The organism is Bradyrhizobium japonicum USDA 6 (assembly GCF_000284375.1).
GTDB lineage: Bacteria > Pseudomonadota > Alphaproteobacteria > Rhizobiales > Xanthobacteraceae > Bradyrhizobium > Bradyrhizobium japonicum.
On sequence record NC_017249.1, the window covers coordinates 968,772 to 987,118 of the forward strand.

Genomic DNA, 18,347 nt, shown 5'->3' on the forward strand with positions numbered 1-18,347 from the left:
TAGCAGAAGAACGGCTAGCATGACCGGGAACGACAAAGCTTCAAGTCCGCCGACTGTCGCGGAGCGCGGCTCCTCTGCGGCCATTGCGGTCGATCACCTCGTCAAGGTCTACAAGCAGACCCGCGCCGTCGACGATATCTCGTTTTCGCTGCCGCGTGGCAGCATCACCGGGCTTCTGGGCGGCAACGGCGCCGGCAAGACCACGACGATCGCGATGATCATGGGCCTGGTGCTGCCGACCTCCGGCCGCGTCAGGGTGCTCGGGCATCGGATGCCGGAGGAGAGCGCGGCGGTGCTGGGGCGGATGAATTTCGAGAGCCCCTATGTCGACATGCCGATGCGCCTCACGGTGCGGCAGAACCTCACCGTGTTCGGCAAGCTCTATGCGGTGAAGGACGTCTCCGATCGCATCGCCAGGCTGGCCGACGAGCTTGATCTCACCGAATTCATCGACCGCGCCAACGGCAAGCTTTCCGCCGGGCAGAAGACCCGCGTCGCGCTGGCGAAGGCGCTGATCAACCGGCCCGAACTGCTGCTGCTGGACGAGCCCACCGCCTCGCTCGACCCGGATACGGCCGACTGGGTGCGGGCGCATATGGAGCGCTATCGCAAGGAGAACAACGCCACCATCCTTCTGGCATCGCACAACATGCTCGAGGTCGAGCGGCTCTGCGATCGCGTCATCATCATGAAGCGCGGCCGCATCGAGGACGACGACACGCCGGAGGCCATCATGGCGCGCTACAACCGCACCACGCTGGAGGAGGTGTTCCTGGACGTCGCGCGCGGACGCGTGAACGGTGCGAAGGAGGCGGCGCGATGAGGCGTAGCTGCAATCGTAGCCTGGATGGAGTCTGTCATACCGGGGCGCGACATGGTCGCGAGCCCGGGATCCATAACCACAGGATTGAATTTGACGAAGACTCGAGGTTGCTGGTCTCGCCCCGCAACCGCCGCCTGTGGTTATGGATTCCGGGCTCGCGCTCCGCGCGCCCCGGAATGACGGGGCTCTATCCGGGCTACTGGCTCTATCCGGGCCGCGCGGTGCTGCCATGACAGAGCTCTCCCTCCACCGCGGCGTTTCCATCCATCGCATCGGCGCGATGATCCTGCGCTACTGGTATCTGTTGATGTCGTCCTGGCCGCGGCTGCTCGAGCTGCTTTATTGGCCCGCGCTCCAGGTCATCACCTGGGGCTTTCTCCAGCTCTACATTGCCGAGAACGCCAATTTCTTCGCGCGCGCCGGCGGCACGCTGATCGGCGCCGTCATCCTCTGGGACATCCTGTTCCGCGGCCAGCTCGGCTTTTCCATCTCGTTCCTGGAGGAGATGTGGGCCCGCAACATCGGCAACCTCATGATGAGCCCCTTGAAGCCGATCGAGTTTCTGCTGTCGCTGATGATCATGAGCATGATCCGGCTCGCGATCGGCGTCATCCCGATGACGCTGCTCGCGCTGTTCCTGTTTCACTTCAACGTCTACGCCCTCGGCCTGCCGCTGATCGCGTTCTTCTGCAATCTGATCTTCACGAGCTGGGCGGTCGGCATCTTCGTCTCAGGGCTGGTCTTACGAAACGGCCTCGGCGCCGAGAGCATCGTCTGGACCCTGATGTTCGCGATCATGCCGCTCGCCTGCGTCTACTATCCCGTCAGCGTGCTGCCGGGATGGCTGCAATACGTCGCCTGGTCGCTGCCGCCGACCTATGTGTTCGAGGGAATGCGGGCGCTTCTGATCGAGCAAACCTTCAGGACCGATCTGATGTTGCGTGCGTTGGCCGTCAATGCGGTGCTGCTGGTTGCATCTTTTGGGGCATTCCTTGCCCTTTTGCGGAGCGCCAAGAAGCACGGCTCGCTGCTCTCGAGCGGTGAATAATCTCACTTTCCCGTGGATTCAGGCTGATTTAGCCGTTCCGGCTACGTAGATGTACGGAACCATGCATTGACGCAATATTACGCATTCGGCAGTATGTTGCGATGCGAAGGGGATTTTAGTGATGCCTATTGGTGAGTTCGGCGGCGCGCCGCCCCTGGCGGCCGAAGGCAGTCCGGTCCTGACGACGCCGATGTACTGGATGTACGAGATGGCGCAGGCCTCTCTCAATCCGGCGCGTGCGGTCACCGACGCGACCAGGCTCCTGTTTCAGAATCCCCTCAATCCGTGGACGCGCACCGAGGTCGGCAAGTCCGTCGCCGCGGCCTGCGAATTGTTCGAACGTACCACGCGCCGTTACGGCAAGCCGGAATGGGGTCTCAACGACACCGAGGTCAACGGCATCCGCGTCCCCGTCGAGGTCCGCTCGGTCTGGGAAAAGCCGTTCTGCAAGCTGCTCTACTTCGATCGCAAGTTCGCCCGTCCCTTGCGCAGCCCGCAGCCGCGGGTGCTGATCGTGGCGCCGATGTCCGGCCACTACGCGACGCTGCTGCGCGGCACGGTCGAGGCGTTCCTGCCGGCGCATGAGGTCTACATCACCGATTGGGCCGACGCCCGCATGGTGCCCCTGAGCGAAGGCCGCTTCGATCTCGACGACTACATCGACTACGTCATCGAGATGCTGCACGTCCTTGGCGGCAACACCCATGTCATGGCGGTGTGCCAGCCCTCCGTTCCCGTCGTTGCCGCCGTCTCGATCATGGAAGCGCGGCGCGACCCCTTTGTGCCGACCTCGATGACGCTGATGGGCGGCCCGATCGACACCCGCCGCAATCCGACCGGGGTGAACAAGCTCGCCCAGGAGCGCGGCATGGACTGGTTCCGCAACACCGTCATCACCAAGGTGCCGTTCCCGCATCCGGGCATGATGCGCGACGTCTATCCGGGCTTCCTGCAGCTCAACGGCTTCATCAGCATGAACCTCGACCGGCACATGGACGCCCACAAGCGCCTGTTTGCCAATCTGGTGAAGGGCGACGGCGACCTCGTCGACAAGCATCGCGACTTCTACGACGAATATCTCGCGGTGATGGATCTCTCCGCCGAGTATTACCTGCAGACGGTCGACACCGTGTTCGTGAAGCACTCGCTGCCGAAGGGCGAGATGACCCATCGTGGAACCCGCGTCGATCCCTCCAAGGTCAAGCGCGTTGCGCTGATGACGGTCGAAGGCGAGAACGACGACATCTCCGGTCTCGGTCAGACCGAAGCAACGCACACATTATGTAGTGCGATTCCCGATCATCGCCGCGTTCATTACGTTCAGAAGGGTGTCGGGCACTACGGTGTGTTCAACGGATCGCGGTTCAAGTCGGAGATCGTGCCGCGGATTCACGACTTCATGGTCTCCGCTGCGAATCCGAGCTCGATGCAGGCTCTCGCAGCCGAATAGTCGCGGATTTCGGCTTTCCCGTCGAAATTTCCGACCCTTCCGGAGCCTCCGGAAGGCTCTGGTTCCCTCCAGATTCGCGGTATTTAGGTAGCGATATAGGAGTGAGTCACCCCTCACCCCTTGGGGGTGCCGCATGCGTCCAGCGGGGGCGAAAAAATAGGGTTCCAACCCCAGTCTGTAGGGTCTCCCGGACGCCAGACCGCTGTATATTGGGCAAATGATTTGTTTTTGCGCCGAGCGCTTTCCCTGGCGGCGGTTATGGCAGAATCCGGGCGCCCTCCTGCCCCCCGGACTGACAGACATGGCCACACGCGCACTCCTCTATCGGCGCCCCCACGAGCCGAAGACCCTCGTCATCACCCATGGATCGCAGTTTTTTGCGATCCGATTGCGCCGGCACCGTCGCGCGCGCCGCTACACGCTCAGAATCCATCCGAGTGATCGCGAAGCCATCCTCACGATCCCGCCGCGCGGCACGCTGGCCGAAGCCAAGGACTTCGCGTCGCGTCACGGCGCGTGGATCGCGGCACGTCTCGGCCGTTTGCCGAAGGCTGCACCGTTCCAGCCTGGCACAGTGATACCGCTTCGCGGCACGCCCCATCGCATCGTTCATCGCGCAGGCAGCCGTGGCACGGTGTGGACCGAGACGCGCGATAGCGGCGACAAGATTCTCTGCGTCGCCGGCGGGGTCGAGCACGTCGACCGCCGTATCAACGACTTCCTCAAGCGCGAGGCGCGTCGCGATCTCCAGCGCTCGGCGGAGGCCTATGCCGTCGAGCTCGGCGTCAGGGTCAAGCGCCTATCGATCCGCGACCAGTCCAGCCGCTGGGGCTCCTGCACCTCGGCCGGCTCGCTGTCGTTCTCCTGGCGCCTGATCCTCGCGCCCCCCTTCGTGCTCGACTACCTCGCCGCGCACGAAGTCGCCCATCTCGTCGAGATGAACCACTCGGCGCGGTTCTGGCGCGTCTGCGGAAAGGTCTGCCCGTCGATGGAGCGCGCCAAGAAGTGGCTCGATACGTATGGCAACGACCTGCACCGGTACGGCGTCGAGGATTAGGGCGCGCCGAGGATTAGGCCTCGCTCCAACCCAGCAAACACTGTCATCGCCCGCCTTGTGCGCAATTGCGCACTGGAGCGGGCGATCCAGTATTCCAGAGGCCGTAGTGATTGAATCGAGAGGCCGCGGCGTACTGGATTCCCCGCTTGCCGCCTACGCTGAAGCTTCGGCGCCCCTAGACTGAAGCCCCGGCGAAGCCTTGGCGTAGCCGGGTCGCGGGGAATGACAGCGGAGAGTGGGGCGGCGTCAAGCAACCTTCACGCACTGAAATCCGCGTTCGTCCCCGACCGCGCGCGTGACGCCAGATAAGGCGCTTGCTGCTGCGCCATCACCCTTTGGCCCTCGGCCAGCATCGCCTGGAAGGCCGCGTCGAGTTGATCGCGACTATAGGTCGTAGAATTGCTTTGACGCGGTGTCCATTGCGATTGCGTGATCGCGGTGGACGCTGTTTCGATGGTGCCGCCAAGCAGCTTGGCGTAATTGTCGGCTCGCCATTGCGCCAGATCAGGTCCACTCAGGCCGGGAGGATCCTCGAGCTTGCCGATCTTTGCGGCCGCCGCGTTGGTCATCGTCGAGGACCCGCCATTGTACAGAGTGGCGACCACCTTGCCGTCAACCTTCACCTGGGCATAGGTGTTCTCACGCGTATCGTCCGAGACGGCCGGTTGAGTCGCGTTCGCGCCGTGGGTCATCAGCCAATTCGTTGCCATCAGGTCGCGCAGGACCGGGTTATCCGCCACCGAGATCGGCTTGGCGCCTTGCAGCGGCTTGAGTTGCGACACGTCAATTCCGGGTGCGGTGGTCGCTGCGTCGGTTTCGGGCGGCACCTCCGAGAGGACACCCGATGTCGGGCTTGAATTGGACGTTGATGCGGGACGCAGATAGCTCGATGCCGGGTTGGACAGGCCTGAAATCATGGAACGCTCCTTCCCACTAAACCCGAGCTTTCGGGACACAACCTAAGAGAGCAAATCCCGGGCCGATTGCGGAGGCTTGAAGGCACTGGTGTTTTGGCGTTCAGGGATATTTCGGCATCGGTAAATCTTGCCGTCTTGGGCAGGACTTGCCGAAGCCGCGGCGCGATGTCAGCCCGAGCAAACGCTGCTGGCCGCATCCATCACTGTCATCGCCCGCGAAGGCGGCGATCCAGTACGCCGCGGCAGCTGTTCTGAATCTCGACGTCTCGGCGTACTGGCTTCCCCGCTGGAGCCTGTCATCGGGCTCGCCGAAGGCGAGACCCGGAGGCGGGGAATGACAGTTGAGAGTGGGGCGACGTCAGCGCGCTTTGCGCGATCCCCGCCATACTTCGCGACGATTGCGCAGCACGCTCGATTTGTCCCGCCGGATCAAACGTTTCCCACAATTCACCGCGCATCACGCCGGATATCACCGGCTACTGTGCATGGGGTTGTTTTCGCGTTTTTTGTTGTGAGGCCGTGGGGACCTCAGCTCGAAGCTACCGGTTTCCGCCGAACAGCCGGTCCATCAGCCAGCCGTCGAGGCCTGCGGCGGCTTCCGGCCGCACATTGGCGCGCGTCGGAGGCGGGCGATAGCCGCCATTGCTCGCCGGTGCCGGTCCGGGCGCTGTCATCGCCGTCGGCGGCGACACCTGCGATGCCGCCTGCGCGAGGTTCGAGAGGCCCCAGGTCGCTTGCGAGTTCGGCAAGGCGGCCACCGGCACGCCCTCGTGCGCCGTGCGCATGAAGCGCGACCAGACTTCGACCGGCAGGCCGCCGCCGGTCGCCTTCTTGGTCGGCGAGTTGTCGTCATTGCCGAGCCAGACGCCGGTGACGAGGTTGGCGGTGTAGCCGATAAACCAGGCGTCGCGGTAATCCTGGCTGGTACCGGTCTTGCCGGCCGCCGGCCAGCCGGGAATCTCCGCCTTCTTGGCGGTGCCTGATATCAGCGTCTCCCGCATCATCGTGTTCATCATGCCGACATAGCGCGGCTCGATCACCTGGTTGTGCTCTTCCGCTTGCCGCATGTAGAGCAGCTTGCCGCCGAGCGTCCTGATCCGCGTGACGACGTGCGGCGCGACCGCGAAGCCGCCATTGGCGAAGGGGGCATAAGCGCCGACCAGCTCGACGACCGAGACTTCGGAGGTGCCGAGCGCGATCGAGGCGTTGGGCTCGAGCTTCGAGGAGATGCCGAGCCGGTGCGCGGTGCGCACCACGTTCTTCGGCCCGACCTCGAGACCGAGGCGGATGGCGACGGTGTTCAGCGACATTGCCAGCCCCTGCGTCAGCGTCACCGCGCCGAAATATTCATGGGTGTAGTTCTCGGGCTTCCAGCCCTTGACCTCGATCGGCGCGTCCTGGCGCACCGTGTCCGGCGTCAGCCCCTGCTCGAGCGCGGTCAGGTACACGAACGGCTTGAACGAGGAGCCCGGCTGGCGCTTCGCAGTGACTGCGCGGTTGTACTGGCTGTCGGAATAGTTCCGCCCGCCGACCATGGCGCGTACCGCGCCGTCAGGCGTCATCGCCACCAGCGCGCCCTGGCTGACATTGAACTTGACGCTCTTGGCCGCGAGCTCGTCGATGATGGCGGCTTCCGCCACGCTCTGCAGCTTCGGATCGATCGTGGTCTCGACCTTGATGCTCTCGTCGATCTGGCCGACCAGATCGTCCAGCACCTCGCCGATCCAGTCGGCGACGTAGTTGAGCGTGCCGGCGCCTGCCGGCTTCACGTTGTAGGAGGGGTGGCCGATCGAGGCCTGTGCCTGCGCTTCGGTGATGAACTTGGCATCCGCCATCGCCGCGAGCACGATCTGCGCGCGCGCTTCCGCGCCTTCCGGATTGCGGTTCGGCGCCAGCCGCGACGGCGATTTGACGAGGCCCGCCAGCATCGCGGCCTCGGCGACGGTGACGTCCTTCGCCGACTTGCCGAAATATTTCTGCGCCGCGGCCTCGACGCCATAGGCGCCCGAGCCGAAATAGACGCGGTTGAGATAGAGCTCCAGGATCTCGTTCTTGGAATGCTTGCGCTCCAGCCAGATCGCGAGCTCCGCCTCCTGCAGCTTGCGCGCCATGGTCCGCTCCTGGGTCAGGAACAGGTTTTTCGCGAGCTGCTGCGTCAAGGTCGAGCCGCCCTGCGAGACGCCGCGATGGAGCACGTTGGTGACGAGGGCGCGCAGGATGCCAACCGGGTCGATGCCGAAATGCGAGTAGAAGCGGCGATCCTCGATGGCGATGAAGGCCTTCGGCAGATAGGGCGGCAGGTCCTTCAGCGAGACGTTGGCGCCGGCCATCTCGCCGCGCTGCGCCAGCATGCTGCCGTCGATGCCGACGATCTGGATCGTCGGCGGCCGCTTGGGAATCTCCAGCGACTGGATCGGCGGCAGATGGGCGCCGACATAGATCACGACACCGATCACGGCGATCATGCCCCATAGGCCGAGCACCGCGCCCCAATAGACGAGGCGGCCGAGGCCAAAGCCTCCGCCCGACTTCGACCGGCGCTTGGCGCCGCTGCGGCCGGCTTGTGCCTTGCGCTCGCGCGGCGGCTCGTCGCCGGCATCCTCGCTCTTGCGCTTGGCGGATGATTTCGTTGATTTCTTCGGCTTGTCCTCGCCGCCGGGGACGCGGTCGGCCGGGGTCAGGCGCAGATCGGCGAGCGCAGCAGGCAAGCCGAACAACGGCTCCTTCCGCCCACCCTTTTTCTTTCCCCACGCCATACGCAAAACACCCGGTCAGCCCGCCCCACCGCACGCTACCGGTCGCTGTTTAAGGCCCGGTTACCCAGAGCTTAACGCGCGATTAGGAGGTGCGGCATTCGCCTGCCGCAGTTCCGCTCGCCGGGCGGCAGAGCTAGGATCGCCCCCATAAAACAAGAGGGAACCGGCATGGGCCATATCGATCCGAGCAAGGAGATTTTCGCGCAGTTCCGGGACAACGACCGCCCCGGCCCGATCCACATGCTCAATCTGGTGCGTTTGCGCCAACAGGCGGCCTATCCCGACGGCCGCAAGGCGAGCGGAGCGGAAGCCTATGCCGCCTATGGCCGCGAGAGCGGCCCGGTGTTCGAGCGCCTCGGCGGCCGCATCGTCTGGCAGGGCAGATTCGAGCTGATGCTGATCGGCCCGCAAGAGGAGCGCTGGGACCATTGCTTCATCGCCGAATATCCAAGCGTTGCCGCCTTCGTCGAGATGATCCGCGATCCCGTCTATCGCGAAGCGGTGAAGCATCGCCAGGCCGCGGTGGAGGATTCACGGCTGATCCGGCATGCGGTGCTGCCGGTGGGGAAGAATTTTGGGGAGATACCTTCTTAATTCGTAGGGTAGGCAAAGCGCCGGGGTGCGCGAACGCGCATCCCGGCGTGTGCCGCCACCTTCGTCGCGATCGTGGAGAGATGGTGGGCACGACGCTTGCGCGTCTTTGCCCACCCTACGACATGTGCCTTCGCGGCCTAACCGGCCGGGCCCGAATCCTCCAGGATCGGGCCGAACAGCTCCCAGCGTTCGCCGTTGAACTTCATCATCTGAAGCTGCTTGTTGACCCGGTAGTCGGTCGCCGAGGTGTTGGCCTTGATGCCCGGCAGCGCGGTGTCGCTGGTGACGTCCTTCAATGACGCCGCCTGCTTCATGACGTTCTCGCGCGTCAGGTCGTCACCGCACTGCTTTAGCACATGGACCAGCAGCTGCGCCGTGCTGTAGCCGTAGGTGTTGAAGTTCGAGTCCTTGTCGCCATCAGGATAGTACTTCGCCATGAAGTCGAAATACTTCTTCAGGCCCGGGTCGTCCTTCCAGGTCGGATCCAGCGGCTCCTTGCCGTAGTTGACGCTGATCAGGCCCTTGGCGGCATCGAGGCCTGCCGGCTTCAGCACCGCGCCGACCGAGGTCGCGTTGATGTCGACGATCTGGATCGGATGCCAGCCCATTTCGGCGATCTTTTTGATCGCCTGCGCGGCCTGCTTCGGCGTTGTCGCGCTGAAGAACAGATCGGCGCCGGCGTCCTTGATCTTGAGGATCTGGGAGTCGACGGTGGGATCTGAGACCTCGTAGGAGGCTTCGGTCACGATCATCTTGGCGGCCTTGTCGCCGAGGCCGGCCTTGATGCCGTTCAGATAGTCCTTGCCGAGGTCGTCGTTCTGATAGAGCACGCCGATCTTCGCATTGGGATGCTCCTTCAGAATGTACTGGCCGTAGATGCGGCCTTCGACGAAGTAGTTGGGGTTGAAGCCCATCGTCCACGGGAAGTTCTTCGGATCGGTGAACCTCGAGGCGCCGGTCGCTGCGAACAGCTGCGGCACCTTCTTGGAGTTGAGATATTTCTGGACGGCCGCGTTCACCGGCGTGCCGATGATCTGGAAGGTCAGCAGCACCTCGTCGCTCTCGACGAGCTTGCGGATCTGCTCCACGGCCTTCGGCGGCGAATAGGCGTCGTCATACTGGATCAGATTGATCTTGCGACCATTGATGCCGCCCTGGTCGTTGATCATCTTGAAATAGGCGGCCTGGGTCTTGCCGATCGACGAATAGGCCGACGCAGGTCCCGAGAACGGCATGGTCTGTCCGACCTTGATCTCGGTGTCGCTGGCGCCCGGATCATATTTTTTCTGGGCACTGGCCGCGGTGACCGACAGCGCCAGGGTCAGCGCCGTTGCCGTGACCAGATGCAGCATTCCATTCCTCATTCGCAATTTCCTCAGCTTGTTATTGCCGATGATCTGCCCGGGTGCTCTTGCGCACAGGACGTCACCGCTGAGGGCAATTGTGGATGAGGCGTTGCTGCAACGCAAGGTGAGCGGAGACGCGCAGTTCGTAGGGTGGGTTACGCCTTCGGCTAACCCACCCTACGCAGTCACTAGCCCGCCGGGCCGTTGTCCTCGATGATCGGGCCGAACAGCTCCCAACGCTCGCCGTTGAACCTCATCATCTGCATCTGCTTGTTGACGCGATAATCGTTCGGTCCGGTGTTGATCTTGATGCCGGGCAGCGCGAAGCTCGGGGTGAAGTCCTTGATGTTGGCGACCTGCTTCATCACGTTCTCACGCGACAGGTCGTCGCCGCACTGTTTCAGCACCTGCGTCAGCAACTCGGCGACCGAATAAGCATAGGTGTTGACCGTGTTGAGCTTGTCGCCTTCGGGGAAATACTTGTCCATGAAGGCGAAGAACGCCTTCACGCCCGGATCGTCCTTCCATTGCGGGTCACTCGGCTCCTTGCCGTATTGGGTCGAGATGATGCCCTTGGAGATGTCGAGGCCGGCCGGCTTCAGCGTCGCCGAGATCGGGCTCGCATTGATGTCGAGGATGTGCACCGGCGTCCAGCCGAGCTCGGCCACCTTCTTGATGGCCTGCGCCGCGAACTTCGGCGTCGAGGCATCGTAGAAGAGATCGGCGCCGAGCGACTTCAGCTTGACCACCTGCGAGTCGACGGTCGGGTCGGTGACTTCATAGGACACCTCGCCGACGATCATCTTGGCGGCCTTGTCGCCGAGGCCGCTCTTGAGGCCGGCGAGATAGTCGCGGCCCATGTCGTCGTTCTGGTAGAGCACGCCGATCTTGGCATTGGGGTGATTGGCGAGAATGTACTTGGCGTAGATGCGTCCCTCGGACACGTAGTTGGGATTGTAGGCGATGGTCCAGGGATAGTTCTGCGGATCATTGAAGCGTGCGGCTCCGGTGGAGGCCAGCAGCTGCGGGATCTTCTTGCCGTTGAGATATTTTTGCACGGCGGCGTTCGCGGCCGTGCCGATGATCTGGAAGGTGAACAGCACCTCGTCGCCTTCGACGAGCTTGCGCACCTGCTCGACCGTCTTCGGCGGCGAATAGGCATCGTCATACTGGATCAGATTGATCTTGCGGCCGTTGATGCCGCCCTGATCGTTGATCATCTTGAAGTAGGCGGCCTGGGTCTTGCCGATATTGGCGTAGACGGAATAGGCGCCGGAGAACGGCACGGTCTGGCCGATCTTGATCTCGGTGTCGCTCGCGCCGGTGTCATATTTCTTCTGGGCGAGGGCTTGGCTGGCGGAGAACGCGAAGGCGAGCGCCGCCGTGGCAGCTATGAAGGCTCTGCGATTGTTCATCTTGGTTGTTCCTCCTGACGGAATTTCCGGTCGACGGTCTTTTCCCGTTGATTGCAACGGTCGCCATCGCTGCCGGAGAGTGTGGAGGAAGGTCCGGCGCCGCGCAAGGATCGCGACGCTGCGCCGAAGCGTCTCAGGTCAAGGGAATCAGGTCAGAAACAGCGCAACCAGCGCGATCGCCGCAGGCAGCGCCTGCACCAGCAGGATGCGGGTGCTGACGGTCGCCGCGCCGTAGGCGCCGGCCACGATCACGCAGAGCAGGAAGAATGCCTTGATCTGGAATGCGAAGGCCGGGTTGCCGTGGACGAGGCCCCAGATCAGGCCGGCGGCGAGGAAGCCATTATAGAGCCCTTGGTTGGCCGCCAGCACCTTCGTGATCTCGGCCTTTTCAGGCGTATTACGGAATGTCTTCAAGCCAAGCGGCTTGTCCCAGAGAAACATCTCCAGGACCAGGAAGTAGGCGTGCAGTGCGGCGACCAGCGCCACCAGGACATTGGTGATCAGAATCAAGTTGAGCCCCCCAAAGCGTCAGCTTTCGGGTGGACGTTAGCACGGCCGGCATGGCAAGTGCGATGGCGTGTTTCGATGGCCTGGTGTCGCAATGCCCGCTCGATCAACCAAACCGCCTGAACGATTCGGCCTCGATCGCCTGACGACGCCGATCGGGATCGCGCTGCTCGTCACCGATGCCGAGGGCGCCTTGCGTGCGTTCGACTGGGAAGACTACGAGCACCGCATGCGCGAGCTGTTGCGCCTGCAATACGGCGCCGTGGATCTGAGCGATCAGCCTGCGCCGACGGAGATGCGGACGGCGCTGTCGGGCTATTTCGAAGGCGATCTCGGCCAGCTCTCGGGCGTCGCATGGCGCATCGCCGGCACGCCGTTCCAACAGAAGGTCTGGACTGCGCTCGCAAAGATCCCCGCCGGCGCCACGATGAGCTATGGCGCGATGGCCGCTAGAATCGACATGCCCAAAGCCATTCGTGCCGTCGGCCATGCCAACGGCTCCAACCCGATCAGCGTGGTGCTGCCCTGTCACCGCCTGATCGGCGCGGACGGCTCGCTGGTGAAGTATGGCGGCGGCCTGGAGCGGAAGAGGTGGCTGCTGCGGCATGAGGGAGTGGAGGTTTGAAGGCGTAGTGCGCGCCAATCTCTCCCCTCGTCATTCCGGGGCGCGCGAAGGGCCTGGCCCTTCGGGCCATCCCGGAATGACGAGTGGAGAGAGGCGCGTGCGAGCAACCTGCCTCACGCCGCCGGCTGCACCGCCTTGTCGCCGGCCATGACGTGGGTCAGCGCGCTCTTGATTGCGGACTGCCGCGTCGGCGCGTTGATCTGCGCGCCCAGGAGGTCGGTGACGTAGAACACGTCGCGGGCGCGCTCGCCGAAGGTCGCGACATGGGCCGAGGCGATGTTGAGGTTGAGCTTCGAGATCGCGGTGGTCAGCTCGTAGAGCAGGCCGGGGCGGTCGAGGCCGGAGACCTCGATCACCGTGTAGCGGTCGGACCACTGGTTGTTGATGGTCACTTCCGGCTCGATCACGAACGGCCGCGCCTTGCTGCGCACGGTGCGCCGCGCCACCACTTCGGGCAGGCGCAGCTTGCCTTCCAGCACGTCCTCGATCATCTCGCCGATGCGCGTGGCGCGCCTTCCCTCGTCCTCGTCGCGATCGTATTCCCTCGAGATCGAGATCGTGTCGAGCGCGCGGCCGTCGGTCGTGGTGTAGATCTGCGCGTCGACGATGTTGGCGCCGGCCGAGGCGCAGGCGCCGGCGATGATCGAGAGCAGCCAGGGATGGTCGGCGGCGAAGATCGTGAGCTCGGTGACGCCGCGCACCTCGTCGAAGCCGACATTGATCGCGAGCTTGTGGCCGGCCTGTTCGCTGGAGCGGACGAAGCGGGCATGGCGGATCTTCCGCGGCAGCTCGACCTTGAGCCAATAGGCGGGATAGTGCCGGCCGATATAGGCATCGAGTTCGTCCGCCGGCCATTCGGCGAAGGCCATGCGGAATTCGGCGTAGGCGGCCGTCAGGCGCTTGCCGCGGTCGACTTCCGAGAAGCCGCCGGTCAGCACCGGTTCGGTTTCATAATAGAGCGAGCGCAGCAGCTGCGCCTTCCAGCCGTTCCACACGCCCGGGCCGACGCCGCGGATGTCGGCGGTGGTCAGGATCGTGAGCAATTTCATTTGCTCGACCGATTGCACCACGGCGGCGAAATTCTCGATGGTCTTGCGGTCGGAGAGATCGCGCGACTGCGCGACCGTGGACATCGTCAGATGCTCCTCGATCAGCCAGGCCACGAGCTCGGTGTCGGCCGCGCTGAAGCCGAGCCGCGGGCACAGCCGGCGCGCCACCTTGGCGCCCGCGATCGAGTGATCCTCCGGCCGTCCCTTGGCGATGTCGTGCAGCAGCGTCGTGATGTAGATCACCGCACGGTGCTCGGGCCGGATCTTGCGGAAGAGATCGCTGGCGAGCGTGAACTCCTCGATGCCGCCGCGCTCGATGTCCTGCAAAAAGCCGACGCAGCGGATCAGATGCTCGTCGACGGTGTAGTGATGATACATGTTGAACTGCATCATCGAGACGATCTTGCCGAAGGCGCGGATGAAATGGCCGAGCACGCCGGTCTCGTTCATCCGACGCAGCACGATCTCGGCGTTGTCGGAGGTCAGGATCTCCATGAACAGCCGGTTGGCTTCCGGGTTCTCGCGCAGCTGCGCGTTGATCAGTCCGAGCGAGCGCGTCACGTCGCGCATCGCGTCCGGATGGAAGGCAAGGTTGTTCTTCTGCGCCAGGCGGAAGATCCGGATCAAATTGACCGGATCGTGCTTGAACACGTCGGGCGCGGCGACGTTGATGCGGTTGTTGTCGACGAGGAAGTCGTCGCTGTCGGGGACGCGGCGCTTCGCGGGCGCGGGGCGCAGCCGCGCCATCATCCGGCTCAGCACCGGCGCGGGCTTGGCCTGCTGGTCCTCGAGCTTGGCGCAGAGGATGGCGGTGAGGTTGCCCACTTCCTTGGCGACCAGGAAGTAGTGCTTCATGAAGCGCTCGACGTCCTGCATGCCGGGATGCGAGGTGTAGCCGAGCCGGACCGCGATCTCGCGCTGGAGATCGAAGGAGAGGCGCTCTTCCGCGCGGCCGGAGTAGAAGTGCAGATTGCAGCGCACCGACCAGAGGAAGTCGGCGCAGCGGCGGAAGGTGCGGTATTCCTGCGCGTCAAACACGCCGCGCTCGACCAGCTCGTCGGTATCACGGACGCGGTAGACGTATTTGGCGATCCAGAACAGCGTGTGCAGGTCGCGCAGGGCGCCCTTGCCGTCCTTGACGTTGGGCTCGACCAGGTAGCGCGATTGACCGCCGCGGCGGTGGCGCTCCTCGCGCTCGGCGAGCTTTGCGGTGACGAATTCGGACGCCGTGCCCTGCACCACGTCCTTGTCGAAGCGCGCGACCAGTTCGTCATAGAGCGGCTGGTCGCCGGTCAGGAAGCGCGTTTCCAGGATCGCGGTGCGGATGGTCATGTCGCCGCGCGCCTGCCGGATCGATTCATCGACCGAGCGCGTGGCGTGCCCGACCTTCAGTCCCATGTCCCAGAGACAGTAGAGAATGGCTTCGGCCACCTGCTCACCCCAGGCGGTCTGCTTGTAGGGCAGGATGAACAGGAGATCGATGTCGGACTCCGGGGCCATCAGGCCGCGGCCATAGCCGCCGGTCGCGACCACCGCCATGCGCTCCGCGCCGCTCGGGATCGGCGAGCGATAGAGATGGTGGGTCGCCGCCGAATACAGGATGCGGATGATCTCGTCCTGCACGTGGCACAGCCGTTCGGCGCAGCGCCTTCCGTGACGGTCCTTCAGCAGGATCGCCTGCGCCGCGGCGCGCGCTGCGATCAGCTCGGCCTTCAGCAATTGCGCCATGGCCGTGCGGAACGTGTCCTCACGTCCCTGATGTTTCTCGGCAAGCGCATCGACCGCGGCGGTGATCCGCGCGGTGTCGAAGCGATCGTCCACCTCTGGCTTATACTCAGTTGCGACGCTGTCCATGTCTCACCGGATATAAGAGGTGACAGGCGCTGTCACCCGCCATTCTCTGGCAATAGTCGTTCCATGCTGGAAAAGGCCGGCCTCGGGCAAAATCGTTCTCGGCCGAGGGGCTTTCGGGATAGCGATTTTCTCGTTGACCTCTAGAAATAACTCATTGAAAAACAATGAAGTTTTTGAGGAGGCTGGGCATGACCGGGATTACACGACGCATTCTGTTGGCGGGGGCTGTTGCGCTCGCCATGACCCCTGCGGCACGGGCGGCGGATCCGCTCAAGGAAATCCGCATCGACTGGGCGACCTACAATCCGGTGTCGATGGTCCTGAAGCAGAAGGGTCTGCTGGAGAAGGAATTCGCCAAGGACGGCATCAGCATCATTTGGGTGCAGTCGGCGGGCTCCAACAAGGCGCTCGAATTCCTCAATGCCGGCTCGATCGATTTCGGCTCGACCGCGGGCTCGGCGGCGCTGGTGGCCAAGATCAACGGCAACCCGATCAAGTCGATCTACGTCTATTCGCGTCCCGAATGGACGGCGCTGGTGACATCAAAGGATTCCAAGATCGCGAGCGTTGCCGATCTCAAGGGCAAGCGCGTCGCGGTGACGCGCGGCACCGATCCGCACATCTTCCTGGTGCGCGCGCTGTTAGGCGCCGGCCTCACCGAAAAGGACATCACGCCGGTGCTGCTCCAGCACGCCGACGGCAAGACCGCGCTGATCCGCGGCGACGTCGATGCCTGGGCCGGTCTCGATCCGATGATGGCGCAGGCCGAGGTCGAGGAAGGTGCAAAACTGTTCTATCGCAAGGCGGATGCCAACACCTGGGGCATCCTCAATGTGCGCGAGCAGTTCTTGAAGGACTATCCGGACGCCGCCCGCCGCGTGCTCGCGGTCTACGAGGAAGCGCGCAAATATTCGCTGGCGAATTACGATGACCTGAAGAAGACCTTCATCGCCGTGACCAAGCTGCCGGACGCCGTCGTCGACAAGCAGCTCAAGGAGCGCACCGAGCTCACCCACAGCCGCATCGGCGCGCCCCAGCGCGAGTCGATCCTCGCTGCCGGCCTTGCCCTCCAGCAGGCCGGCGTCGTCGACGCCAAGGTCGACGTGAAGGCGACGCTGGATGCCCTGATCGACGACCAGGTCCCGCTGCCGACGAATTGAGGTGCTCTTACCCTCCCCCTCCAGGGGAGGGTAAGAGGCGCCCTTGCATTCCCCGACCAGACGCGCTTCCTACCGGCCATGATCTCCGACGCGCCAGTGTTGCAACAGACCTCGGAACCGGCCGAGAGCGCCGCCGCGCCCCCGCGGCTGTCGCGCTACGCGCGGCCGGTGCTGGGACTGTTGCTGCCGCTGATCCTCGCGCTCGGCTGGGAGCTGGTGGTCTGGCTCGGCTGGTCCAACGGCCGTCTGGTGCCGCCGCCCTCGCGCGTGTTTGGGACCATCACCGAGCTCGCCCGCTCCGGCGAGCTGGTCCGCCACATCGCCGCAACGCTGTGGCGGGTCGGCCTCGGCTTCGCCTTCGGCGTGATCGCGGGCACCGTGCTCGGCGCCATCTCCGGCTATTGGTCGCTGGCACGCCGGCTGCTCGATCCGACCGTGCAGGCGCTGCGTGCGATCCCTTCGCTCGCCTGGGTGCCGTTGTTCATCCTCTGGCTCGGCATCTTCGAGACCTCCAAGATCGCGCTGATCGCGGTCGGCGTGTTCTTTCCGGTCTATCTCGGCGTGATGGGCGCGATCCTTTCCGTCGATCGCAAGATCGTCGAGGTCGGTCGCACCTTCCGCCTCTCCGGGTTCGCCATGATCCGCCGCATCCTGCTGCCCGCGGTGCTGCCGGCCTATGTCGTGTCCTTGCGTGTCGGCCTTGGTCTGGGCTGGATGTTCGTGGTGGCGGCCGAACTGATCGGCGCTTCCGAAGGCCTCGGCTATCTCCTGCTCGACGGCCAGCAGCTCGGCAAGCCCGCGCAGATTCTCGCGGCGATTGTGATCTTCGCCATTCTCGGCAAGCTCACCGACTGGCTGATAGAGGTCGCAGCCGCGCCGTTCCTGCGCTGGCAGGACGCCTTCGGGCGTGCGAGGGGAGCGTAACGCGATGCTGGCGCTCGAGCGGGTCAGCAAGACCTATCCCAACGGCGTGCAGGCGCTGGCGCGTTTCTCCGCCGAGATCAAGCAGGGCGAGATCGTCGCGATCATCGGCGGCTCCGGCTGCGGCAAGTCCACGCTGCTGCGTGCCATCGCCGGCCTCGATCGCGCGAGCGCAGGTACGGTGACGCTCGACAGCGAGGCGATCAGTTCGCCGCACGCCAAGATCGGCATCATCTTCCAGGAGCCGCGGCTTTTGCCCTGGCTCAGCGTCGCCGACAATATCGGCTTCGGCCTTGCCGACCTGCCCGCGGCCGAGCGGCGCGAGAAGGTGGCGCGCGCGCTCGCCCGCGTCGGGCTCGCCGACAAGGCGCAGGCCTGGCCGCGCGAGCTCTCGGGCGGGCAGGCGCAGCGTGTCGCGATCGCGCGTGCGCTGGTGCCGCAGCCGGAAGTGCTGCTGCTCGACGAGCCGTTCTCCGCGCTCGACGCCTTCACCCGCAGGGATCTCCAGGATCATCTGCTCGACCTCTGGGCCGACACGCGGCCGACGCTCATCCTCGTCACACATGACGTCGACGAGGCCGTGGTGCTGGCCGATCGCGTGCTGGTGATGCGGCCGCGGCCGGGCCGGCTGTTCGACCAGATCGAGATCAATCTGGGCCGGCCGCGCGACCGCAATTCGCCGCTGTTCGAGAATTTCAAGCGAAGTGTGCTGACGTCACTCGACCGTTCGCTCGACCGCAACGTGCCCGACCGTGACGCAACCCAGGGTCCCGGTCAGGCCATGTGGTGGTGACATTTTCTCTCTGAGCCGGTACATCGAGGGAC

The 18,347-nt window shown here is 64.3% G+C and carries 15 protein-coding genes; 9 read left to right on the plus strand and 6 right to left on the minus strand.

Going from position 1 to position 18,347, the window contains the following annotated elements:
* The first annotated feature begins 19 nt into the window (after window positions 1-19).
* The 4 genes from BJ6T_RS04475 to BJ6T_RS04490 all read left to right on the plus strand — a co-directional run bounded on the left by BJ6T_RS04475 (window position 20) and on the right by BJ6T_RS04490 (window position 4,378).
* Window positions 20-823 carry an ABC transporter ATP-binding protein gene (locus BJ6T_RS04475; protein WP_014491096.1) on the plus strand — a complete coding sequence of 268 codons (804 nt, stop codon included), beginning with the start codon at window positions 20-22 and terminating at the stop codon, window positions 821-823.
* 229 nt (window positions 824-1,052) lie between these two features.
* Window positions 1,053-1,871, plus strand: a complete 819-nt coding sequence (locus BJ6T_RS04480) for an ABC transporter permease (protein ID WP_014491098.1) — start codon at window positions 1,053-1,055, stop codon at window positions 1,869-1,871.
* Window positions 1,872-1,992: 121 nt separating this feature from the next.
* Window positions 1,993-3,321, plus strand: a complete 1,329-nt coding sequence (locus BJ6T_RS04485; protein WP_028170387.1) for a polyhydroxyalkanoate depolymerase — start codon at window positions 1,993-1,995, stop codon at window positions 3,319-3,321.
* 217 nt (window positions 3,322-3,538) lie between these two features.
* The gene (locus tag BJ6T_RS04490; RefSeq protein ID WP_014491100.1) at window positions 3,539-4,378 is read left to right on the plus strand and encodes a M48 family metallopeptidase; all 840 of its coding nucleotides are present in this window, start codon (window positions 3,539-3,541) and stop codon (window positions 4,376-4,378) included.
* Between the two features lie 257 nt (window positions 4,379-4,635).
* Here BJ6T_RS04490 and BJ6T_RS04495 read toward each other — a convergent pair whose 3' ends face one another.
* Together BJ6T_RS04495 and BJ6T_RS04500 are read right to left on the minus strand one after the other, a co-directional pair.
* Complete coding sequence (locus BJ6T_RS04495; RefSeq protein WP_014491101.1) at window positions 4,636-5,295, minus strand: hypothetical protein; 660 nt, start codon at window positions 5,293-5,295, stop codon at window positions 4,636-4,638.
* 539 nt (window positions 5,296-5,834) lie between these two features.
* The gene (locus tag BJ6T_RS04500) at window positions 5,835-8,051 is read right to left on the minus strand and encodes a transglycosylase domain-containing protein (RefSeq protein WP_028170386.1); all 2,217 of its coding nucleotides are present in this window, start codon (window positions 8,049-8,051) and stop codon (window positions 5,835-5,837) included.
* A gap of 168 nt (window positions 8,052-8,219) precedes the next feature.
* On the opposite strand from BJ6T_RS04500, the gene BJ6T_RS04505 reads away from it, so the two are divergent.
* Window positions 8,220-8,645 (plus strand): DUF1330 domain-containing protein, encoded by a 426-nt coding sequence (locus tag BJ6T_RS04505; protein ID WP_014491103.1) that lies wholly within the window; start codon window positions 8,220-8,222, stop codon window positions 8,643-8,645.
* 137 nt (window positions 8,646-8,782) lie between these two features.
* On the opposite strand, the gene BJ6T_RS04510 is transcribed toward BJ6T_RS04505, so the two are convergent.
* The 3 genes from BJ6T_RS04510 to BJ6T_RS04520 all read right to left on the minus strand — a co-directional run bounded on the left by BJ6T_RS04510 (window position 8,783) and on the right by BJ6T_RS04520 (window position 11,910).
* Window positions 8,783-10,009, minus strand: coding sequence for an ABC transporter substrate-binding protein (locus tag BJ6T_RS04510; RefSeq protein WP_028170385.1), 1,227 nt, complete (start codon window positions 10,007-10,009; stop codon window positions 8,783-8,785).
* Window positions 10,010-10,179: 170 nt separating this feature from the next.
* Complete coding sequence (locus BJ6T_RS04515) at window positions 10,180-11,406, minus strand: ABC transporter substrate-binding protein (protein WP_014491105.1); 1,227 nt, start codon at window positions 11,404-11,406, stop codon at window positions 10,180-10,182.
* A gap of 147 nt (window positions 11,407-11,553) precedes the next feature.
* Window positions 11,554-11,910: a DUF1304 domain-containing protein gene (locus tag BJ6T_RS04520; RefSeq protein ID WP_174770135.1), complete on the minus strand. Its 357-nt coding sequence runs from the start codon at window positions 11,908-11,910 to the stop codon at window positions 11,554-11,556.
* A 97-nt stretch (window positions 11,911-12,007) separates the two neighbouring features.
* Here BJ6T_RS04520 and BJ6T_RS04525 point away from each other — a divergent pair, with 97 nt between their 5' ends.
* Entirely contained in the window at window positions 12,008-12,538 is a 531-nt protein-coding gene (locus BJ6T_RS04525; RefSeq protein WP_014491107.1) for a methylated-DNA--[protein]-cysteine S-methyltransferase, read from the plus strand.
* A 113-nt stretch (window positions 12,539-12,651) separates the two neighbouring features.
* Here the strand turns inward: BJ6T_RS04525 and BJ6T_RS04530 are convergent, their stop codons facing one another.
* Window positions 12,652-15,441: a [protein-PII] uridylyltransferase gene (locus BJ6T_RS04530; protein WP_014491108.1), complete on the minus strand. Its 2,790-nt coding sequence runs from the start codon at window positions 15,439-15,441 to the stop codon at window positions 12,652-12,654.
* A gap of 188 nt (window positions 15,442-15,629) precedes the next feature.
* Here BJ6T_RS04530 and BJ6T_RS04535 point away from each other — a divergent pair, with 188 nt between their 5' ends.
* From BJ6T_RS04535 to BJ6T_RS04545, 3 genes are all read left to right on the plus strand, one after another.
* Complete coding sequence (locus BJ6T_RS04535; protein ID WP_014491109.1) at window positions 15,630-16,601, plus strand: aliphatic sulfonate ABC transporter substrate-binding protein; 972 nt, start codon at window positions 15,630-15,632, stop codon at window positions 16,599-16,601.
* A gap of 78 nt (window positions 16,602-16,679) precedes the next feature.
* Complete coding sequence (locus BJ6T_RS04540; protein WP_014491110.1) at window positions 16,680-17,525, plus strand: ABC transporter permease; 846 nt, start codon at window positions 16,680-16,682, stop codon at window positions 17,523-17,525.
* Window positions 17,526-17,529: 4 nt separating this feature from the next.
* Complete coding sequence (locus tag BJ6T_RS04545) at window positions 17,530-18,315, plus strand: ABC transporter ATP-binding protein (RefSeq protein ID WP_028155306.1); 786 nt, start codon at window positions 17,530-17,532, stop codon at window positions 18,313-18,315.
* Window positions 18,316-18,347 lie beyond the last annotated feature (32 nt).